Below are 19,225 nucleotides of genomic sequence, written 5' to 3'. Positions count from 1 at the left end.
CATGCCCCCTTCCGTGGTCTTCAGACGCCCGCGGACTAGACGCGGTTGCCGATCGAGCTGGGGTTGGTCGCGCCCGTCTGGGCCCCCAGGTTGTTGTTCCTCAGGTCGTTGCCGACCAGCAGCACGTCGGCGTTCGTGACCACGCCCCAGTCCTGCTGACCACCCCACGACCGCGCCCGCACGCCGCTGACGACGCCCGAACCGCCCGTGTAGAAGTAGATGCCGTTCGAGCGCCCGCCGACGTGCAGGCGGCCGTTGGCGATGAACTGACCGCCGGTGATCGTCACGTCCGGGCAATTGATCAGCATGCCGTCATTGCCGTTGTTGGTGACGATCGTCGGGCCGACCTGGATCTGCTTGTTGTGGTCGGACAGGTACATCCCGCAGTCGCCGGACAGCTCGATGAAGCCCGGTCGGAGCAGGTGCTGGGAACCCCAGGTGTCCAGATAGATCCCGTGACCGTGGTCCTCGCCGTAGAAGCCGCCGTCGATGCGGATGCTGGCGATGGGGTTGGTCTGGAGACCCACCGCGCTGACGCCGTTGCCGAGGTTGGCCCAGGTGACGCATTGCTCCAGGGCGCCGACCGAGGTGGTCACGTCCCCGGTCTGGTTGACGCCATGCTCGACGCCGTAGTGGTAGCCGTCGCCACCGTTCTCCGAAGCCGTGCACTTGGTCAGATAGTACTGGAGCGGGTTGTGCGCGTAGTCGGGGTTGGCCGTGAAGCTGAAGCCGTGCGACTTGTTCTTGCCCGCCCCGCAGTTGGTGAACAGGGTGTAGGCCGTCATGCCCAGGTTCCAGCCGATATAGTTGGAATTGGCGCGCACGTTGGTGATGACGCCGTTATCCCAGCTGTAGGTGATCGACTTGTCCAGCTTGATCCCGTCGCCGCCGAGCACGGCGGGAACGCTGTGCTCCACGGTGAAGTCGGCCATGGTGAGGTAGTCCGTGGTCGGCTGGATGATGATCACCGGCTTGTCGGCGGCGTCGGACCTGATCTTGGTCACCCCGACCCCGCAGCCCCGGAGCGCGATGTTGTTGCGCGCCGGAAGCATGATGGCCCGCTTGACCAGATACTCCTTGGCCAGCATCCGGACCTCGTTCGAGTGCGTGAACGCTTCTTCGAAGGCCGGCGCGTAGTCGCCGTTGGGGGCCGGGCTGTAGTCATCGACGAAAACGTAGTTGGTCATTTCAAAATTCTCCAAATAATTCAAAAATATCTGCCAAAATTGCAGGCCCGCCGCCTTGCCTCCCGGTCAGGAGGAACGCCTCGGACAATTCGAAGGATAGGCGGCCGCTACGTCAGACTCGGACGTCATTTGTTCCTATTTTGTTCTTATTTTCGATAGGCCCGCCGCGGGCCCGCCCTCGCCCGCCGACCTAGGGGTTTTGCCTGGTCTCGCCTGCGGCCATGGCCCGATGGCGACGCGGCGACGGCGGCGCGAAGGTTCGCCCATCGGGCTCGCCCGCCACGGCGGCGGGCCGAGCTGTCCTCACGGGAGACGGCCATGCCGCCCATGATCCGAGCGACCCTGGCGACCGTCCTGGTGGTCGGCGAGCTGGCCCTGGCCGGGACGGCCGGCGCCCAGTACGCCTATCCCGCCAAGGGCCAGAGCCAGGCCCAGCAGCAGAAGGACGAGGCGTCCTGCTCGCAGTGGGCCACCCAGCAGAGCGGCTTCGACCCGATGAACCCGCCCGTGCCCGCCCAGGCCCAGGCCGCGCCGGTCACCGGCAGCGGCGCGCGGGCCAAGGGCGCGCTGGTGGGGGCGGGCATCGGCGCGGTCTCCGGCGGCGACGCCGGTGACGCGGCCCTGGCCGGCGCGGTCGCGGGCGGGGTCATGCGGCGCGGCAAGAACCGGCGCGCGGCCCGGGCCCAGAACGAGGCCAACGCCGCGGCGGTGGCGGGCACGCAAGCCGCCTTCGACCAGGCCCGCGCCGCCTGCCTGACGGGACGGGGCTATACGCTGAGGTAGCTGTGGAGCTTGGGCGCTCGAAACGTCCAAGAGGCTCTAGACGCAAAAACTGTTGTCATCCCGGAAGCCTCGCAGAGGCTGTCCGGGACCCAGGGGACTGGGCGGAAGCGGTGCGGTTCACCTGGGTCCCGGACAAGCGCTGCGCGCTTTCCGGGATGACAACCGTTTAGTGAAAGCCCTGGGCTTCGCGGAACACCCCTACCCCCCGGCCGCGCCCGTGCCGAAGTCGAACTGCTCGGGCCGCGGCTTGCCGCCGCCGAAGCTGTAGGTGAAGCCGAAGAACACCGCCCGCACATTGCCGGTCCGTTCGACCCGCTGCTTCAGGGTCGGGGTGTCGATCACGCCCACGTTCTTGAACGAGTCCAGCACGTCGTTGGCGGTGACCACGAAGTTCAGCTTGTCGGTGACCTTGCGGCGATAGCCCAGGTTCAGCAGCGAGATCGGCTCGTTATAGCCCTGGGGCGTCAGGCGCTTGCCCGAGGTGAAGCCGTTCAGCTGGAAGAAGTCCTTGGGCGTGGCCTGCCAGCTGAGGCTGGCGCGGCCCGACAGGGTGGTCATCTCGCGCGTGCCGACCAGGCCGGGCGTCGTCGACTGGATCTCGTTCCAGTAGGCGTTGCCGCTGACGTTGTAGCTGAGCTTGGGCGTCAGCTTACCGTTGGCCACCAGCTCCAGCCCGCCGTTGCGGCTCTTGGCCAGGTTCTCGCGGGTGTTCAGGAACGTACCGTCGCCCAGGTCGTGGGTCACGCTGGTCACGCCGTCGCGGCTCTCGCGGTAATAGGCCGTGGCCAGGTACGAGTTCGGCCCCTTCCGGTACTGCCAGCCCAGCTCGTAGCTGTCGGTGACCTGAGGCTTGAGGTCGGGATTGCCGGCCGCGAAGTTCTTGGGGTCGATATAGACCGGATAGGGGTTCAGGTCCTGCGGCTGCGGGCGCTGGACGCGCCGGCTGTAGTTGGCCGTCAGGCTCTGGGTCTGGCTGAGCGTGTAGCCCAGGTGCAGCGACGGATAGAGGCGGAAGTAGCTGTTCGTGTCCTTCTGGACCGAGGTCACCTGATTGGTGTGGATGTCGACCTGTTCCGCCCGCAGGCCGGCCAGGGCCGTGAAGTCGGGACCGAACGGCCGCTCGTAGGTGACGTAGCCGGCATAGACGTCCTGGTCGTACAGGAAGCGGTTGGTCAGGGCCGGCTCGACCACCAGGCTGTCCATCGACGCGCCCCGGGCGCCGTGGTTGTCGTAGTCGTTGCTGGTGGTCTCCAGGTCGAGCCCCGTCTTCAGCTTGGCCTCGCCCGACATCGGACGGGTGTAGTCCAGCTTGAAGTTGGCGCGGTCCTGCTTGTTGCCGAAGCCGAAGGCCTCGTAGAAGTCGGGGCTCAGGTTGTTGTCGGTAAAGGCCGTGCCGTTGCGCTTGAAGTCGGTGACCTCGTATTCCAGGTGGGCGTCCAGTTCGTGCTCGGAACCCTTGAACTGGTGGCGCCAGTCGCCGCTGATCGCGCCGTTCTCGCGGTCAAGGTTCGCGCCGCTGTCGCGGAAATAGGCCGCGCCGCCGGCCGGGGCCAGGGTGGTGAAGGTCTCCTGCCCGCCGGTGAAATAGCTCATGTCGCGATAGCGGATCTCGCCGCTCAGCCGGTCCTTGGGCGTCAGGGCGTAGTCGGCGCCGCCGCGCAGGCTCAGCGCCCCGCCGGCGTTCATGTACGCGCCGTCCTGCTGGGTCGCGCCGCCCGTGACCGGGTTTTGCCGCGAGTCTTCCAGCCAGGATTCCTGGCGGTCATAGCGATAGCTGGCGTCGCCCGACAGGGTCAGCTTGCCCTTGACCCGGTTGCCGGAAATCCCGGTGTTGTAACGGCCGTTGGGGCCGATGTTCAGCTTCACCGAGCCGGTCGCGCCGGGCTTGCGGGTCTGCTTGGTGATCAGGTTGATGATCCCGGCCGTGCCGTCGGGGCGGTAGGCGGCCGACGGGTTGGTCATCACCTCGACGCGGTCGATCTGGTCGGCCGGCATCTGCTGCAGGGCGTCGGCCTTGCCGTCGCCGTTGAACATGCTCGAAGGCTTGCCGTCGATCATGATCGTGACGTTCGGATCGCCGCGCAGGCTGACATTGCCCTGCACGTCGACCTCGACCGAGGGGATGTTGCGCAGGGCGTCGGCGATCGAGCCGGTCTTGGCCGACAGGTCGTTGGCGACGCTGTAGCTGCGGCGGTCGATCGAGGTGCGCATGGCCGTGGAGTCGCTGGTCACCGTCACGCCCTCGACCGCGGTCGAGCCGTCCGCTGGTTTGGCCTGGGGCGGCTTGGCGGCGGCGGGGGCCGGCGTGGGCGCCGGACCCGGGGAGGTCTGGGCCAGGACCAGGCTCGGCGACAGGGCCGCCGCGGCGGCCAGCAAAAGAACTTTCAAACGCAAGGACGTCCCCCGACGGCTACTGTGCGACAGGGCGAAGCTTGCCCACGACTTGGAGGCGCGAAAGAGGCCAACTCGCGCCCGGAAGCAAATGTCTTTTCGGCAATGTTCGTGCGCCAGATCGCCGCTTCGGCGGATGACAACGTTGCCATCGTGCCTTAAGCCTGGACATCTAAGGGCGCTTGCGACCTGATACCGCTAACATTAAGGTTCGAGCCAATCAAAGGCCCCAGTCCAGGGCTCGTTAGGGATCAAACGCGGCCTTCGGGCCTATCGGGGAAAACAAAGTGGCATCTGTATCTAACGCCGGACCGAGCGCCGGCATGAGCGCGGACGGCGCGAAGGTCAACATGGCCTTCGTCGCCGCCATCGTCGCCGTCGCGACCATCGGCGGCTTCATGTTCGGCTATGACAGCGGGGTCATCAACGGCACTCAGAACGGCCTGAAGGCCGCCTTCGGCCTGACCGAGGCCGGCGAAGGCTTGAACGTGGCCGCCATCCTGCTGGGCTGCGCGTTCGGCGCCTTCGCCGCCGGCCGCCTGGCCGACGTGTGGGGCCGCCGCACCGTGATGATCATCTCGGCCCTGCTGTTCCTCGTCAGCGCCCTGGGCACCGGCGCGGCCCACACCTCGCTGGTCTTCGTGATCTTCCGCCTGATCGGCGGCCTGGGCGTCGGCGCGGCCTCGGTGCTGTGCCCGGTCTACATCTCGGAAGTCACGCCCGCGAACATCCGCGGCCGCATGTCGTCCGTGCAGCAGATCATGATCATCACCGGCCTGACCGGCGCGTTCCTGGCCAACTACTTCCTGGCCCACACCGCCGGCAGCTCGACCGCCCCGTTCTGGCTGGGCCTGCCCGCCTGGCGCTGGATGTTCTGGATGCAGACCATCCCGGCCGGTGTCTTCTTCCTGTGCCTGCTGAGCATCCCGGAAAGCCCGCGCTTCCTGGTCGCCAAGGGCAAGGAGGCCGAGGCCGAGAAGATCCTCTCCAAGCTGTTCGGCGAAGGCCAGGGCGCCGCAAAGGTCGCCGAGATCCGTGCCTCGCTTGCCGCCGACCACCAGCCCAAGCTGTCCGACCTGCTGGACCCGGTGACCAAGAAGCTGCGCCCGATCCTGTGGGCCGGCCTGGTCCTGGCCGTGTTCCAGCAACTGGTCGGCATCAACATCGTCTTCTACTACGGCTCGGTGCTGTGGCAGTCGGTGGGCTTCACCGAGAACGACAGCCTGAAGATCAACATCCTGTCGGGCTCGCTGTCGATCCTGGCCTGCCTCCTGGCCATCGGCCTGATCGACAAGATCGGCCGCAAGCCGCTGCTGCTGATCGGCTCGGCCGGCATGGCCGTGACCCTGGGCGTGCTGACCTGGTGCTTCTCGACCGCCACCACTGTGAACGGCTCGCTGCACATGGCCGACAACGTGGGCCTGACCGCCCTGATCTCGGCCAACGCCTATGTGGTGTTCTTCAACCTCAGCTGGGGCCCGGTGATGTGGGTCATGCTGGGCGAGATGTTCCCCAACCAGATGCGCGGCTCGGCCCTGGCCGTCGCCGGCTTCGCCCAGTGGATCGCCAACTTCGCGATCTCGTTCAGCTTCCCGATCATGAAGAAGATCAGCCTGCCGGCCACCTACGGCTTCTACGCCCTGTGCGCCCTGGTCTCGTACTTCCTGGTCCAGAAGCTGATCCAGGAGACGCGCGGCAAGGAACTGGAGGCGATGGAAGGCTGAAGCCTCCCCTCTCCGAAGACGAAGACGAAGACGCCCGGGAGGATCATCTCCCGGGCGTTTTTTTGTGCGGTTTCCGCGGCCGGCGGCGTTGTTTCAAGGCCGAGTTTCTACTGCCTGAAAACCCGGAAAAATGGGACTTTCAAGCCGATGACACCGGTGGACATCGCGCCGGGCTTGTCGCTAAGTGACGGCAAGAACGTAGAGTTCGGGAGGAGTACCCCATGGTCGATATCAACCGTCGCGGCGCGCTGGGTTCGCTGCTGACCGGCGCGGCCGTCGCCGCCGTTCCCGCCGCGGCTCAGGCCCAGATGGGGACCCTGCCCGCCGCCCCGGCCGCCGGCGAGGGTCCGACCTGGGCCAAGGGGATCGAAGGCCAGCGCAAGGCCGACCTGGGGAACGGGACCTTCCTGAACCCGATCCTGGCCGGCGACCATCCCGACCCGTCGATCCTGAAGGACGGCGACGACTACTACATGACCCACTCGTCGTTCGACGCCTATCCTGGCCTGCTGATCTGGCATTCGAAGGACCTGGTGAACTGGTCGCCGGTCGGCCCGGCCCTGAAGACCAATGTCGGCTCGATCTGGGCGCCCGAACTCTGCAAGCACAAGGGCCGCTACTACATCTACCTGCCGGCCAAGTTCCCCGACAACAACACCAGCTACGTGATCTGGGCCGACAGGATCGAAGGGCCGTGGAGCGAGCCGGTCGACCTGAAGCTGCCGCGCTACATCGACCCCGGCCACGTGGTCGACGAGAAGGGCGTGCGCTGGCTGTTCCTGTCGGGCGGCGACCGTATCCAGCTGGCGCCCGACGGCCTGTCGACGGTGGGGGAGCCCCAGCACGTCTACAATCCGTGGCGCTATCCGGACGACTGGGACGTCGAGGGCTTCTCGCCCGAGGGGCCCAAGGTGATGAAGAAGGGCGACTACTACTACCTGGTCACCGCCGTGGGCGGCACGGCCGGACCGCCGACCGGCCACATGGTCATCGTCGCCCGCGCCAAGTCGCTGGCCGGCCCGTGGGAGGACGATCCGAAGAACCCCGTCGTGCGCACGACGAACAATTCCGAGAAGTGGTGGTCGCGCGGTCACGCCACCCTGGTCGAGGGCCCCGGCGGCGACTGGTGGACCGTCTATCACGGCTACGAAAACGGCTTCTACACCCTGGGCCGCCAGACCCTGCTAGCCCCGGTGACCTGGACGAAGGACGGCTGGTTCGAGGTGGGCGGCGGCGATCTGTCAAAGCCTCTCGCTAAGCCCAAGGGCGGCAAGCCGGGCCCGCACGGCATGGCCCTGTCAGACGACTTCTCGACCGACAAGTACGGCGTGCAGTGGAGCTTCTTCGATCCCAAGCCGGGCGAGCGCGACCGCATCAGGCGCGAGGGCGGCGTCCTGACCCTGAAAGGTTCGGGCGAGGCCCCTTCGACCGGCGCGCCGCTGATCTTCGTCAACGGCGACCAGGCCTATGAGATCGAGTGCGAGATCGAGATCGATCCCGACACCCGCGCCGGCCTGATCCTGTTCTACGACCGCCAGCTCTATTGCGGCCTGGGCTTCGACACGAAGAACTTCGTCACCCACCAGTACGGCATCGAGCGCGGGCGCCCCTCGAACCCGCATGGGTCGAAGATGCTGATGCGGCTGCGCAACGACCGCCACATCGTGGCCTTCCACACCAGCGGCGACGGCGGAGCGACCTGGAAGCGGTTCGACCGCGGCATGGAGGTCTCGGGCTATCACCACAACGTCCGCGGCGGCTTCCTGATGCTGAAACCGGGCCTCTACGCGGCGGGCAAGGGCTCGGCGCGGTTCCGGAACTTCAAGTACCGGGCGCTGGCTTAGATCGTTCAGACAAACCCAACCCAATTTTCAACCGTCATTCCGGGCCTTGTGCCCGGAACCCCTGGTTCAGCTCGCACGTGAAGCGCAAGCGGACCGTCGGCGGTCCGCCCCACCCGCACCTGCGGCGGACAGAGGGGTCCCGGGCACAAGGCCCGGGATGACGGTGAGAGAGGTGAAACACCCATGCTGAAACCCCTCGTCCTCACCACCACCCTGCTGCTGGCCTCACCCGCCCTCGCCCAGACGCCCGAGCCGCCGCCGTTCAAGGCGACCAAGGTCGTGCTGGTCGGCGACTCGACCACGGCGGTGAACAGCGGCTGGGGCGGGGCGTTCTGCGCCACGCGGGTGACCTCGAACGTGGCCTGCGTGAACCTGGGACGCGGCGGGCGCAGCACCAAGACCTACCGCTCGGAGGGGTCGTGGACCCTGGCCCTGGGCGAGATGACGGGCGGGCCGTTCGTCGACACCTATGTGCTGATCCAGTTCGGCCACAACGACGCCTACGGCCGGGCCGAGCGCCTCACCGATCTTGCGACCGAGTTCCCGGCCAATCTGAAGCGCTATATCGAGGAGGCCCGCGCGGCCGGCGCCCATCCGGTGCTGGTCACGCCGCTGTCGCGCCGGCAGTTCAAGGACGGCAGGCTGGTCGACGACCTGGTCCCGTGGGCGAACGCCGTCCGGGCCGTGGCCGCCGAGACCGGGACGCCCCTGGTCGACCTGAACGCCCGCAGCGCCGCCGCCGCCCAGGCCCTGGGCGCGCTGAAGGCCGGCGACTGGGCCGAGGCCCCACCCTCGCCCGCCGTGGCCAAGGCGATCGCCGGCGGTACGACCGTAGGGGTCAAGTTCTACGAGCCGCCGATCCCCGGCGCGGCGCCCGTGCCGATGGATCCGCCCGCGCCTGCGCCGGCCACGCCCGCCGCGACGGGCCGGTTCGAGCCGCTGTTCGACTACACCCACCTGGGCCCGACGGGCGCGGCGGCGTGCTCGGAGATCATCGCGCGGGAACTGGTGAAAGCGGTTCCGGCGCTGGCGCGGAATCTGGTGCCTTAAAACAAAATCCCGCTCATCCCGGCGAATGCCGGGACCCAGGTCCTATAGCGGAGGGGGCTGACTGGAAGAGCGCTGAGCTTTTGGCGCCAGCCTCAAAGCCATTCCATCCGGGTCCCGGCATTCGCCGGGATGAGCGGGGTTTGGGTGGGGACACGCCGCAAGGGCATGTCCCCGTCCGCGATTACTGAGCCGGGGCCGCCGGGGCCTTGGCCAGGGCCGGGCCGCTGAACTCGGCCTCGATGGTCACGTCCACCGCGTCGCCGACGCCCATGTTCGAGCCGGGCGCGGGCACGCCGAAGCCCATGCCGAACTCCGAGCGGTTGAACACGCCCTTGGCCGAGAAGCCGACGCGGGCGTGCGGGTCCATCGGATGGCCCGCGTAGCCGCCGTTGAAGGTGACGTCCAGCACCACCGGCTTGGTCACGCCGTGCAGGCTGAAGTCGCCGGTGACCTTGGCGGTGTTGGCGCCGGTGACCTCGACCTTGGTCGAGCGGAAGGTGATGGCCGGGTATTGGGCCGAGTCCAGCCAGGCCTTGCCGGTCAGCTCTTCCTTGAAGCCGGCCGGCGGGGCGTTCAGGGCCAGCGACTTGGGATCGATGGTCGCCTCGATGCTAGAGGCCGACGGGTTGGCCGGGTCGAACTTCAGCTTAGCGTCGAAGTCGGCGAACCGCGCGGTGTAGCGCGAGAAGCCCATGTGGCTGACCTTGAACTCCAGGCTCGCATGGGCCTTGTCCAGCGTGTAGTCGCCGGCCGGGACGTCGGGCATCACGAACTTGTCGGCCGGGGCGGCTGGGGCGGCCGCCGAGGGCGCGGCGGCGGGGGCCTCCACCTTCTTGGCGGTCGGCGGCGAGCACGCCGTCAGGGCCAGGGCGGCGGCGCCGGCCAGGAGGATGGCGTACAGACGGACAGAGGTCTGGCGAGCGGTCGAAGTGGTCATGGCGTCGTCTTCCCTAATGCATGGGCGCCCTCCAGGCGCCCGATCCCACGAAGGACGCGGGAAGGCGCGAGGTTCCGACATCGGGGGGCCCTTTTTCTCGTCACGACTTGACGTTACGGAAGGTGAGGCGATGGTGTCCATCGCGACGTCGACCCGCCCCGCTCCCTGGAGACGCTTCTTGAGCAGTCCCGCGGTCTTAGCTGAGCAGCTGCCGGAGCGTCCGGCGCAGGACCTCGGTCAGGGGTCCGCGATCGGTGTCGGGGTGGTTGACCGCCCGGATGATCATGCCGTCGAACAGCAGGCCCACGGCCTCGCAGCGCGCCTGGAACTCGGCGTCGGTCCATTCGGGCTTGCGGCTGCGGTCCAGCATGGCCTGGGCGTAGACGCGCTCCTGGGCGTCGGCGGCCTGCAGGATGGCGGCGACCTTCGGATTGCGGCTGGCCTCGGCCAGGACTTCCAGCGTCAGGGCCGCGCGGCCCAGGTCGAAGCACTTGTCGACGGCTTCGGGCAGGTGCTCGGACAGGGCGTCGACCAGGTTGCCCGGCCGGCTCTCCATCTCGGCGAACTTCTCACGCATCTCGGCCAGGTCCTGGGCGACGATGGCGGCGATGATCGCCTCCTTGTTCTCGAAATAGCGGTAGATCTGGCCCACGCTCAGGCCCGCGGCCTTGGCGATCTCGGCCATGCTGGCGCCATGGAACCCGGCCTGGCGCACGCAGTCGCACGCCGCGTCCAGGATCTGCTGCCGCCGCGCCTCAGGCGTCGGCCGAAGCGGCGTGTTGGCGTCGTCGATCATCGAAAGCTTCGCTTCCCAATTAAATTTCCGTCACGTCAAGCTGGACGGAACCCCCGAGGTTGACTTGCGACAACCTCGTGCCTATGTCCAGCCCCGTTGAGAATGAACGTTCATTCTCATGTTGGTTACCATCAGGGCGTCGTCAAGGCCGGAGGCCTGCGACGCCCTGTCGCTCCTGGGGTTTCTGCATGTCTTTCGACCGTTCTCGCGCCGTCCTCTCGGCGGCTTCCCTGGCGGCCATCGCTCTAACCCTGGCGGCTTGCGGCCAAGGCAAGGGCGGGCCCGGCGGCATGGGGGCCGGCGGTCCGACCCCGGTCGGCGTCGTCATCGCCAAGACCGAGCCGGTCACCCTGACCTCGGAGCTGCAAGGCCGCACCTCGGCCTATCTGGTCTCGGAAGTGCGCCCGCAGGTCGGCGGCATCATCAAGGCCCGGCTGTTCCAGGAAGGCGGCTACGTCCGCGCCGGCCAGCCGCTGTACCAGATCGACCCCGCCACCTATCAGGCCGCCTACAACAGCGCCGCCGCGGGCCTGGCCCAGGCCCAGGCCACCGCCACGGCCGCCAAGCTGAAGGCCGACCGCTACAAGGGTCTGGTCGAGATCAACGCCGTGTCCAAGCAGGACAACGACGACGCCCAGGCCGCCGCCCTGCAGGCCGCCGCCAACGTCGCCGCCCAGAAGGCCGCCCTCGACAACGCCCGCATCAACCTGGGTTGGACCAAGGTGGTCTCGCCGATCTCGGGCCGCATCGGCAAGAGCTCGGTCACCCCGGGCGCCCTGGTCACCGCCAGCCAGGCCACCGCCCTGGCCACGGTCCAGGACCTGTCCAAGGTCTATGTCGACCTGACCCAGTCCTCGGCCGACATGCTGAAGCTGCAGTCGGCGCTGAACAGCGGCCAGCTGGGCCGCAGCGGCTCGGCGCAGGTGACCCTGAAGCTGGAGGACGGCTCGACCTATCCGATCCAGGGCCGCCTGGAGTTCTCGGACGTCACGGTCGACCCGACCACCGGCTCGGTCGGCCTGCGCGCCACCTTCGACAACCCCAACGGCGTGCTGCTGCCGGGCATGTACGTCCGCGCCGTGCTCGGCAAGGGCGTGGCCAACGGCGGCATGCTGATCCCGCAGGCCGCCGTCAGCCGTGACCCGAAGGGCAACGCCACCGTCATGGTGGTCGGCGCCAAGGGCGCGGCCGAGCCCCGCCAGATCGTCACCACCCAGACGGTGGGCGACAAGTGGCTGGTCACGTCGGGCCTGAACCCCGGCGACCAGGTCATCGTCGAGGGCCTGCAGAAGGTCCGCCCCGGCGCCCCGGTGAAGCCGGCCGTCATCACCGCCGCTCCCGCTGCTGCTCAGTAAGGCCGGACTGTCATGCTTTCCCGTTTCTTCATCGACAGACCGATCTTCGCGTGGGTCGTCGCCATCGTGATCATGCTGGCGGGGGCCCTGGCCATCCGCACGCTGCCGATCGCCCAGTATCCCAATATCGCCCTGCCCCAGGTGTCGGTGAACGCCATCTATCCCGGCGCCTCGGCCAAGACCGTCGAGGACAGCGTCACCCAGGTCATCGAGCAGAAGATGAAGGGCCTGGACGGCCTGGACTACATGTCGTCCACCAGCGACAGCTCGGGCGCGGCCACCACGACCCTGACCTTCAAGGCCGGCACCAACATCGACATCGCCCAGGTGCAGGTCCAGAACAAGCTGCAGACCGCCACCGCCCTGCTGCCGCAGGAAGTGCAGCAGCAAGGCCTGACGGTCACCAAGTCGGCCCGTAACTTCCTGCTGATCGTCGGCATGTATTCCGAGGATCCCAAGACCACCAACACCGACCTGGCCGACTACATCGCCAGCAACCTGCAGGACCCGCTCAGCCGCGTCGACGGCGTGGGCGAGGTGCAGCTGTTCGGCGCGCAATACGCCATGCGCGTGTGGCTGGATCCGACCAAGCTGGCCAGCTACAGCCTGACCCCGGCCGACGTCATCGCCGCGATCAAGGCCCAGAACGCCCAGGTCTCGGCCGGCCAGCTGGGCGGCGTGCCCAACATCCCCGGCATCGGCCTGAACGCCACGATCACGGCCCAGTCGCGCCTGTCCACCCCGGCCCAGTTCCAGGACATCATCGTCAAGAACAGCCCCGGCGGCGCCATCGTGCACCTGCGCGACGTCGCCCGCGTGGAGCTGGGCGCGGAAAGCTACGGCTTCGGCGCCAAGTACAACGGCAAGCCCGCCGCCGGCCTGGCCATCCGCCTGGCCCCGGGCGCCAACGCCCTGAACACCGCCGACGCCATCAAGGCGCGGATGAGCCAGCTGGAAAAGAACTTCCCGGCCAACTTCAAGTACGTGATCCCGTACGACTCCACGCCGTTCGTGAAGCTGTCGATCGAGGAAGTGGTCAAGACCCTGGTCGAGGCCATCGTGCTGGTCTTCATCGTCATGTTCCTGTTCCTGCAGAACTGGCGCGCGACCCTGATCCCGACCATCGCCGTGCCGGTCGTCCTGCTGGGCACCTTCGGCGTGCTGGCGGCCTTCGGCTACTCGATCAACACCCTGACCATGTTCGGCCTGGTGCTGGCCATCGGCCTGCTGGTCGACGACGCCATCGTCGTGGTCGAGAACGTCGAGCGGGTGATGAGCGAGGAGGGACTCAGTCCCGTCGAGGCCACGCGCAAGTCGATGAACGAGATCACCGGCGCCCTGATCGGCATCGCGCTGGTCCTGGCCGCGGTGTTCGTGCCCATGGCCTTCTTCGGCGGCTCGCAGGGCGTGATCTACCGCCAGTTCTCGATCACCATCGTCTCGGCCATGGGCCTGTCGGTGCTGGTGGCCCTGATCCTGACCCCGGCCCTCTGCGCCACCCTGCTGAGGCCGTCCGCGCACGGCCACGGCGACGCCCTGCGGACCGACCACCCCGGCGCGCTGGGCGCGGTGACCAACCTGTTCAACCGCTTCTTCAACTGGTTCAACCGCAACTTCAACGACACCAGCCGGCGCTACCAGGGGACCGTCCGCGGCCTGCTGGGCAAGAGCGGCCGGTGGATGCTGGCCTATGGCGTGGTCATCCTGGTCATGGGCTTCCTGTTCATCCGCCTGCCCAGCGCCTTCCTGCCGGAAGAAGACCAGGGCACGATGTTCACCATCGTCCAGCTGCCCCCGGGCGCGCCGGAAGAACGCACCCAGGCCGTGCTGACCCAGGTGCGCGACCACTTCCTGAAGGACGAGAAGGACTCGGTGCAGGCCGTCTTCACCGTCGCCGGCTTCAGCTTCGCCGGCGCCGGCCAGAACGCCGGCCTGGCCTTCATCCGTCTCAAGGACTTCGACGAGCGCAAGGCGCCCGAGCGCAAGGCCCAGGCCGTCGCCGGCCGGGCCATGGGCAAGTTCCTGCAGATCCGCGACGCCATGGTCTTCGCCATCGTGCCGCCGGCCGTGCCGGAACTGGGCACCTCGTCGGGCTTCGACTTCCAGCTGCAGGACATCGGCGGCGTCGGCCACGACGCCCTGGTCGCCGCGCGCAACCAGGTGCTGGGCATGGCCGCCCAGGATCCCACCCTGGCCGGCGTGCGTCCCAACGGCCAGGACGACACCCCGCAGCTGAAGATCGACATCGACCAGGCCAAGGCCGGGGCGATGGGCCTGACCACGGCCGACATCAACGCCGCGCTCAGCGCCGCGTGGGGCGGTTCGTACGTCAACGACTTCATCGATCGCGGTCGGGTCAAGAAGGTCTACGTCCAGGCCGACGCGCCCTTCCGCATGCGTCCGGAAGACCTGAACAACTGGTACGTCCGCACCAGCAGCGGCACGATGGCCCCGTTCTCGTCCTTCGCCACCACCCACTGGATCTACGGCTCGCCGCGTCTCGAGCGCTACAACGGCCTGTCGTCGCTGAACATCCAGGGCTCGCCCGCCCCGGGCAAGAGCTCGGGCCAAGCCATGGCCGCCATGGAGAAGATCGCCGCCCAGCTGCCTCCGGGCATCGGCTACGAGTGGACCGGCCTGTCGGCCCAGGAACGCGAGTCCGGCAACCAGGCCCCGGCCCTGTACGGCATCTCGATCCTGGTGGTGTTCCTGCTGCTGGCGGCCCTCTACGAGAGCTGGTCGATCCCGCTGTCGGTGATCATGGTCATCCCGCTGGGCATCGTCGGCGCCCTGCTGGCCACTACCCTGCGCGGCCTCAGCAACGACATCTACTTCCAGGTGGGCCTGCTGACGACCATGGGCCTGGCGTCCAAGAACGCCATCCTGATCGTCGAGTTCGCCAAGGACCTGCACGAGCAGGGCATGGAGCTGGTCGAGGCGACGGTGGAGGCGGTCCGCATCCGTCTGCGCCCGATCATCATGACCTCGCTGGCCTTCGTGTTCGGCGTGCTGCCGCTGGCGATCTCCAACGGGGCCGGCTCGGGCAGCCAGCACGCCATCGGCACCGGCGTGATCGGCGGCATGCTGTCGGCCACCCTGCTGGCGATCTTCTTCGTCCCGCTGTTCTTCGTGATCGTCGAGCGGGTCTTCAAACCCAAGCCGCGTCGTCCTCACGACGAAGCCGTCACGACTCCGGCCGAGGGCCACTAGAGATGCTTTTGCGTAACCTGACCCTCTCCCTGCTGGCCGCCTCGGCCCTGAGCGCCTGCACCCTGGCGCCCAAGACCGTGCGGCCGGCCCTGGCCGTCGACAACGCCTGGCCGATCGCCGCGTCCAACACGGGAACGGCCTCGGCCGCCGACCTGGCTTGGCGCGACGTGTTCATCGACCCGCGCCTGCAAGGCGTGATCGACCTGGCCCTGACCAACAACCGCGACCTGCGCGTGGCGGTGTTGAACATCGAGCAGTCCCGCGCCCAGTACCGCATCCAGCGGGCGGCCCTCGTACCGGCCGTCGACGCCACCGGCACCGCCACCAAGGGCCAGAGTTCGTCGGCCCAGGTGATCGCCGGCGGCGACCGCTCGGTCGAGGTCTACACGGCCAACCTGGGCGTCTCGTCCTGGGAGATCGACCTGTTCGGCCGAGTCCGCAGCCTCAGCAACGCGGCGCTGCAGCAATACCTGGCCACCCAGGAGACCAGCCGTTCGGTGCAGGTCAGCCTGATCGCCCAGACGGCCAGCGCCTGGCTGAACCTGGCGGCCGACGAGGACCTGCTGGCCCTGTCCCAGGAAACCCTGCGCACTCGCCAGGAGACCATGGGCCTGATCCAGAAGCGCTTCGAGGCGGGGGCGATCTCGCAGCTCGAGGTCAGCCAGGCCCAGACCCTGATCGAGGCCGCCCGCAGCGACGTCGCCACGGCCGTCGCCCTGGTCGAGCAGGACAAGAACGCCCTGCGCCTGGTGGTCGGGGCCGACGTGCCCAACGACCTGCTGCCGGCCGGCGGCCTGGTCACGGCCCAGATCCTGCGCGACCTGCCGGCCGGCGTGCCGTCCGACGTGCTGACCCGCCGTCCCGACGTGCTGGCCGCCGAGCACCAGCTAGCCGCCGCCAACGCCAATATCGGCGCGGCCCGCGCGGCCTTCTTCCCCAGCATCAGCCTGACGGCCTCGACCGGGGTGGCCAGCAACAGCCTCAGCAGCCTGTTCGACAGCGGCAACGGCGCCTGGACCTTCGTGCCGCGCGTCAACCTGCCGATCTTCGCCGGCGGGGCCAACATCGCCAATCTCGACAGCGCCAAGGCCGGCCGCGACATCGCCGTGGCCAACTACGAGAAGTCGGTGCAGACCGCGTTCCGCGAGGTCTCCGACGGTCTGGCCGTGCAGTCGACGATCGCCGAGCGCGTCGGCTCGCAGGAACGGCTGGTGGCCGCCGCCAACGACACCGTGCGCCTCTCGCAGGCCCGCTACGGCGCGGGGATCGACAGCTCCCTGGCCGTGCTGGACGCCCAGCGCACGCTCTACACCTCGCAGAAGACCCTGATCGTCGCCCGCCTGGCGCGGGAGACCAATCTGGCGACGCTGTACAAGGCCCTCGGCGGCGGCGCTCCCGCGCCGCGCTGAGGCGACAGATCCCCCGTCCCCAGCGGGGGAGCGCTGGCGGCGTCGCCCCCCGACGCCTCCAGCCGGAAGGGGCGCGCTCCCCCCAAATCCCGCGCGCCCCTTCCAACCCCTTTCTTTTGGGGGAGGCGGGGATGACCGCTTGTCGCGCACCGCGCGCGGTTCGCCGCGAATGACGGCGAGTTCACTTTACCCAGGCCCGCGGAACGGCGACCAAGACGCCAGGGGCGCGCTTCCGGCGTCCGCATCAGGGGGTGTTCGGAGCATGCGCGCGGTCTTGCGTTCCTTGGCGGTCTTGTCCGCGATCAGCCTCGCCCTGACGACCGCCCCGGCCCTTGCCGCGCCCGTCCGCCCTGCCCCGCCGTCCAAGCCCGTGACCATCCCGCTGGAGCCCTATCTGGGCGTGCTCTGGTCGTTCCAGGGCGAGGTGGACGGCAAGCCGCGCCGCTTCCTGCTGGACACCGCCGGCGGCATCACTGTGATCGCCCAGCCCTTCGCCGACGCCATCGGCTGCAAGCCGTGGGGCCGGGTCACGGGCTTCCGGATGCGCGGCGACCGCGTGGACGTGCCCCGCTGCGACGACGTCGGCCTGAAGGCGGCGGGCGTGCCGCTGACGGCGCCGACCGCCGGGGTCATCGACTTCGCCACCCTGCTGCCCAAGGACGCCCCGCCGCTGGACGGCTCGGTGGCCCTGGACGCCTTCGCCGGCCGCGCTGTCACCCTAGACCTGGCCGGCCGCCGACTGATCGTCGAGACGCCCGACAGCCTGAAGGCCCGCGCCGCCCAGGGCGTCGAGGTGCCCGTCCGCTTCAGCCGTGAGGCCACCGGCCTGGCCCTGACGCCGTTCGTCGCCGCCCCGACGCCCAAGGGCCGCATCTGGCTGGAACTGGACTGCGGCAGCACCGGCGCCCTGGTGATCGGCAAGCACGTCGCCGACCTGGTGGGCCTGGACCCGGCGATCCAGAAGGGTCAGTCCGTGGACATGACCCTGGTCGGCGGCCCGAAGATCAGCGGCAAGGTCCTGGTCGAGGACATGATCCTGGACGGCAACATCGGGGTCCCGGTGCTGGCGGGCTGGGTGGTGACGCTGGACCTGGCCAACGAACGGGCCTGGATCGCGGCGGTGAAGCCGTAGTTCGACCTTCCCTCCCCCTTGTGGGGAGGGTGGCCCTGGCAGCGCCAGGGTCGGGTGGGGCCTGCTGACTCAGCAGGCAAACCCCATCCGACACCCTGCACCGATCCCCCACCCGGCCCGCTACGCTGGCCACCCTCCCCACAAGGGGGAGGGAAACCTCATTTCTCCCGCTTCCACTCCGAGATCGGGATCGACCCATCCGGCCGCGGCGTCGGGACTTGGTAGCTCAGCGTGTCCGCCGTCAGCACGTACTTGCGCCGCTGTTCGGTCCCCTCCCAGTTGGCGAACGACGCGCCCTCGATCCTGAACACCAGCACGTGGGCGGCTTCGTCGACGGCCACGATCCCGTAGTGGGTGGACGAGCCCAGAACCGCGCCGGCGTTCTCGTCCGGCGTGGCCGTGCGCTTGTCGCCCGAGGCCACGCGCGGGCGGTCGCCATCGAAGATCTGCAGGCTGTAGCGGCCCTGGGCGTCGATGATCAGGCGGCCCTTCGGGTGCTCGCCGTAGTCGCGGGCCCGTGTCCCGTCGGGCTTGAGGCGATCGGCCGCCGTCAGGGTCCAGGTCCCGGCCAAGGAAGGCTCGGCCGCCGTCGCGGCGGTGGCCAGCAGGGTCGTCGCCAGGACTAGGCCTCCAAGGATCGATTTCATCGCGCGCTCCAAATCATAACCTATTTGGCGGGTTATCTTGCGCAACCTTCACGAAGCACCATAACCTGTCAATCCGGTTTGGAGGGCGACATGGCGAAGGCGGAGATCCGCGATGGGTTCAAGTTCCGGGGCGGCAGCCCAGCTCTGGACCTCGCGGCGACCGTGACCGGCCGACTGGGCGCTGCGCCCCGCGACCTGCTAGCCACGCCCGCCGACCTGGACCGCTGGCTGGTGGCGGCCGAGCTGGCCCCGACCGCGCCCGGCGCCACCGAGGGCAACCTGGTCCAGGCCCGGTCGCTGCGCGAGGCGCTCTACCGCCTGGCCCTGTCGCGCGCCGAGGGGACCGCCCTGCCCGAGGCCGACCGCGACCTGCTGAACGGCTTCGCCGCCCTGCCCGCCGCGCCGCTGCAGCTGGGCGCCGACGGCCGCGCCCACCTGGCCGGCGACGTGCGCGGCCTGTTGGCCGAGCTGGCGCGCGAGGGCGTATCGCTGCTGGGCGGCGACTTCTCGCACCGCATCCGCCAGTGCGAGGGCCCGCCCTGCGCGGTGCTGTTCGTCGACACCTCGCGCAAGGGCGAGCGCCGCTGGTGCTCGATGAGCGCCTGCGGGAACAAGGCCAAGGCGGCGGGGTTCAGGGCTAGAGAGCGATCCGCCTAGTTCCGCTCATCCCGGCGAATGCCGGGACCCAGATCCCAAAGCTGGGAGGCCGATTGGAAGGGCTCAGAGTTCTTGGCGTCAGCCACACCGCCATTCCATCTGC

At 68.6% G+C, this 19,225-nt stretch carries 14 protein-coding genes; 9 read left to right on the top strand and 5 right to left on the bottom strand.

Going from position 1 to position 19,225, the window contains the following annotated elements; genetic code table 11:
• Positions 1-35 precede the first annotated feature (35 nt).
• Entirely contained in the window at positions 36-1,187 is a 1,152-nt protein-coding gene (locus AC1U89_RS01870; RefSeq protein WP_479897953.1) for a hypothetical protein, read from the bottom strand.
• A gap of 318 nt (positions 1,188-1,505) precedes the next feature.
• Here AC1U89_RS01870 and AC1U89_RS01865 point away from each other — a divergent pair, with 318 nt between their 5' ends.
• A complete protein-coding gene (locus tag AC1U89_RS01865; RefSeq protein ID WP_479897952.1) occupies positions 1,506-1,970 on the top strand; it encodes a hypothetical protein in 465 nt (154 codons plus the stop codon).
• Between the two features lie 198 nt (positions 1,971-2,168).
• On the opposite strand, the gene AC1U89_RS01860 is transcribed toward AC1U89_RS01865, so the two are convergent.
• Positions 2,169-4,364: a TonB-dependent receptor domain-containing protein gene (locus AC1U89_RS01860; RefSeq protein ID WP_479897951.1), complete on the bottom strand. Its 2,196-nt coding sequence runs from the start codon at positions 4,362-4,364 to the stop codon at positions 2,169-2,171.
• 284 nt (positions 4,365-4,648) lie between these two features.
• Between AC1U89_RS01860 and AC1U89_RS01855 the strand changes: the two genes are divergently transcribed.
• From AC1U89_RS01855 to AC1U89_RS01845, 3 genes are all read left to right on the top strand, one after another.
• Positions 4,649-6,085 (top strand): sugar porter family MFS transporter, encoded by a 1,437-nt coding sequence (locus AC1U89_RS01855; protein WP_479897950.1) that lies wholly within the window; start codon positions 4,649-4,651, stop codon positions 6,083-6,085.
• A 221-nt stretch (positions 6,086-6,306) separates the two neighbouring features.
• Complete coding sequence (locus AC1U89_RS01850) at positions 6,307-7,929, top strand: family 43 glycosylhydrolase (RefSeq protein WP_479897949.1); 1,623 nt, start codon at positions 6,307-6,309, stop codon at positions 7,927-7,929.
• A 183-nt stretch (positions 7,930-8,112) separates the two neighbouring features.
• A complete protein-coding gene (locus AC1U89_RS01845; RefSeq protein ID WP_479897948.1) occupies positions 8,113-8,979 on the top strand; it encodes a rhamnogalacturonan acetylesterase in 867 nt (288 codons plus the stop codon).
• A gap of 181 nt (positions 8,980-9,160) precedes the next feature.
• Here AC1U89_RS01845 and AC1U89_RS01840 read toward each other — a convergent pair whose 3' ends face one another.
• Both AC1U89_RS01840 and AC1U89_RS01835 read right to left on the bottom strand, forming a co-directional pair.
• Positions 9,161-9,916 carry a YceI family protein gene (locus AC1U89_RS01840; RefSeq protein WP_479897947.1) on the bottom strand — a complete coding sequence of 252 codons (756 nt, stop codon included), beginning with the start codon at positions 9,914-9,916 and terminating at the stop codon, positions 9,161-9,163.
• A gap of 196 nt (positions 9,917-10,112) precedes the next feature.
• Entirely contained in the window at positions 10,113-10,712 is a 600-nt protein-coding gene (locus AC1U89_RS01835; protein WP_479897946.1) for a TetR/AcrR family transcriptional regulator, read from the bottom strand.
• 188 nt (positions 10,713-10,900) lie between these two features.
• Between AC1U89_RS01835 and AC1U89_RS01830 the strand changes: the two genes are divergently transcribed.
• From AC1U89_RS01830 to AC1U89_RS01815, 4 genes are all read left to right on the top strand, one after another.
• Positions 10,901-12,067, top strand: a complete 1,167-nt coding sequence (locus AC1U89_RS01830; protein WP_479897945.1) for an efflux RND transporter periplasmic adaptor subunit — start codon at positions 10,901-10,903, stop codon at positions 12,065-12,067.
• 12 nt (positions 12,068-12,079) lie between these two features.
• The gene (locus AC1U89_RS01825) at positions 12,080-15,277 is read left to right on the top strand and encodes an efflux RND transporter permease subunit (protein ID WP_479897944.1); all 3,198 of its coding nucleotides are present in this window, start codon (positions 12,080-12,082) and stop codon (positions 15,275-15,277) included.
• Between the two features lie 2 nt (positions 15,278-15,279).
• Complete coding sequence (locus tag AC1U89_RS01820) at positions 15,280-16,686, top strand: efflux transporter outer membrane subunit (protein ID WP_479897943.1); 1,407 nt, start codon at positions 15,280-15,282, stop codon at positions 16,684-16,686.
• A 262-nt stretch (positions 16,687-16,948) separates the two neighbouring features.
• Positions 16,949-17,818 carry a pepsin/retropepsin-like aspartic protease family protein gene (locus AC1U89_RS01815; RefSeq protein ID WP_479897942.1) on the top strand — a complete coding sequence of 290 codons (870 nt, stop codon included), beginning with the start codon at positions 16,949-16,951 and terminating at the stop codon, positions 17,816-17,818.
• A 158-nt stretch (positions 17,819-17,976) separates the two neighbouring features.
• Here AC1U89_RS01815 and AC1U89_RS01810 read toward each other — a convergent pair whose 3' ends face one another.
• Positions 17,977-18,465: a lipocalin-like domain-containing protein gene (locus AC1U89_RS01810; protein WP_479897941.1), complete on the bottom strand. Its 489-nt coding sequence runs from the start codon at positions 18,463-18,465 to the stop codon at positions 17,977-17,979.
• Between the two features lie 90 nt (positions 18,466-18,555).
• Here AC1U89_RS01810 and AC1U89_RS01805 point away from each other — a divergent pair, with 90 nt between their 5' ends.
• Entirely contained in the window at positions 18,556-19,122 is a 567-nt protein-coding gene (locus AC1U89_RS01805) for a CGNR zinc finger domain-containing protein (RefSeq protein ID WP_479897940.1), read from the top strand.
• The last annotated feature ends 103 nt before the right edge of the window (positions 19,123-19,225 follow it).

The sequence above is a fragment of the Caulobacter sp. 05T431 genome (assembly GCF_056665975.1).
This window is presented reverse-complemented; position numbering and strand designations above follow the sequence as displayed.

Coding starts and splice junctions, on each gene's coding strand:
- AC1U89_RS01845 (WP_479897948.1), top strand. CDS start 8,113: ATGCTGAAACCCCTCGTCCTCACCACCACCCTGCTGCTGGCCTCACCC.
- AC1U89_RS01850 (WP_479897949.1), top strand. CDS start 6,307: ATGGTCGATATCAACCGTCGCGGCGCGCTGGGTTCGCTGCTGACCGGC.
- AC1U89_RS01815 (WP_479897942.1), top strand. CDS start 16,949: ATGCGCGCGGTCTTGCGTTCCTTGGCGGTCTTGTCCGCGATCAGCCTC.
- AC1U89_RS01820 (WP_479897943.1), top strand. CDS start 15,280: ATGCTTTTGCGTAACCTGACCCTCTCCCTGCTGGCCGCCTCGGCCCTG.
- AC1U89_RS01825 (WP_479897944.1), top strand. CDS start 12,080: ATGCTTTCCCGTTTCTTCATCGACAGACCGATCTTCGCGTGGGTCGTC.
- AC1U89_RS01865 (WP_479897952.1), top strand. CDS start 1,506: ATGCCGCCCATGATCCGAGCGACCCTGGCGACCGTCCTGGTGGTCGGC.
- AC1U89_RS01830 (WP_479897945.1), top strand. CDS start 10,901: ATGTCTTTCGACCGTTCTCGCGCCGTCCTCTCGGCGGCTTCCCTGGCG.
- AC1U89_RS01835 (WP_479897946.1), bottom strand. CDS start 10,712: ATGATCGACGACGCCAACACGCCGCTTCGGCCGACGCCTGAGGCGCGG.
- AC1U89_RS01840 (WP_479897947.1), bottom strand. CDS start 9,916: ATGACCACTTCGACCGCTCGCCAGACCTCTGTCCGTCTGTACGCCATC.
- AC1U89_RS01805 (WP_479897940.1), top strand. CDS start 18,556: ATGGCGAAGGCGGAGATCCGCGATGGGTTCAAGTTCCGGGGCGGCAGC.
- AC1U89_RS01870 (WP_479897953.1), bottom strand. CDS start 1,187: ATGACCAACTACGTTTTCGTCGATGACTACAGCCCGGCCCCCAACGGC.
- AC1U89_RS01810 (WP_479897941.1), bottom strand. CDS start 18,465: ATGAAATCGATCCTTGGAGGCCTAGTCCTGGCGACGACCCTGCTGGCC.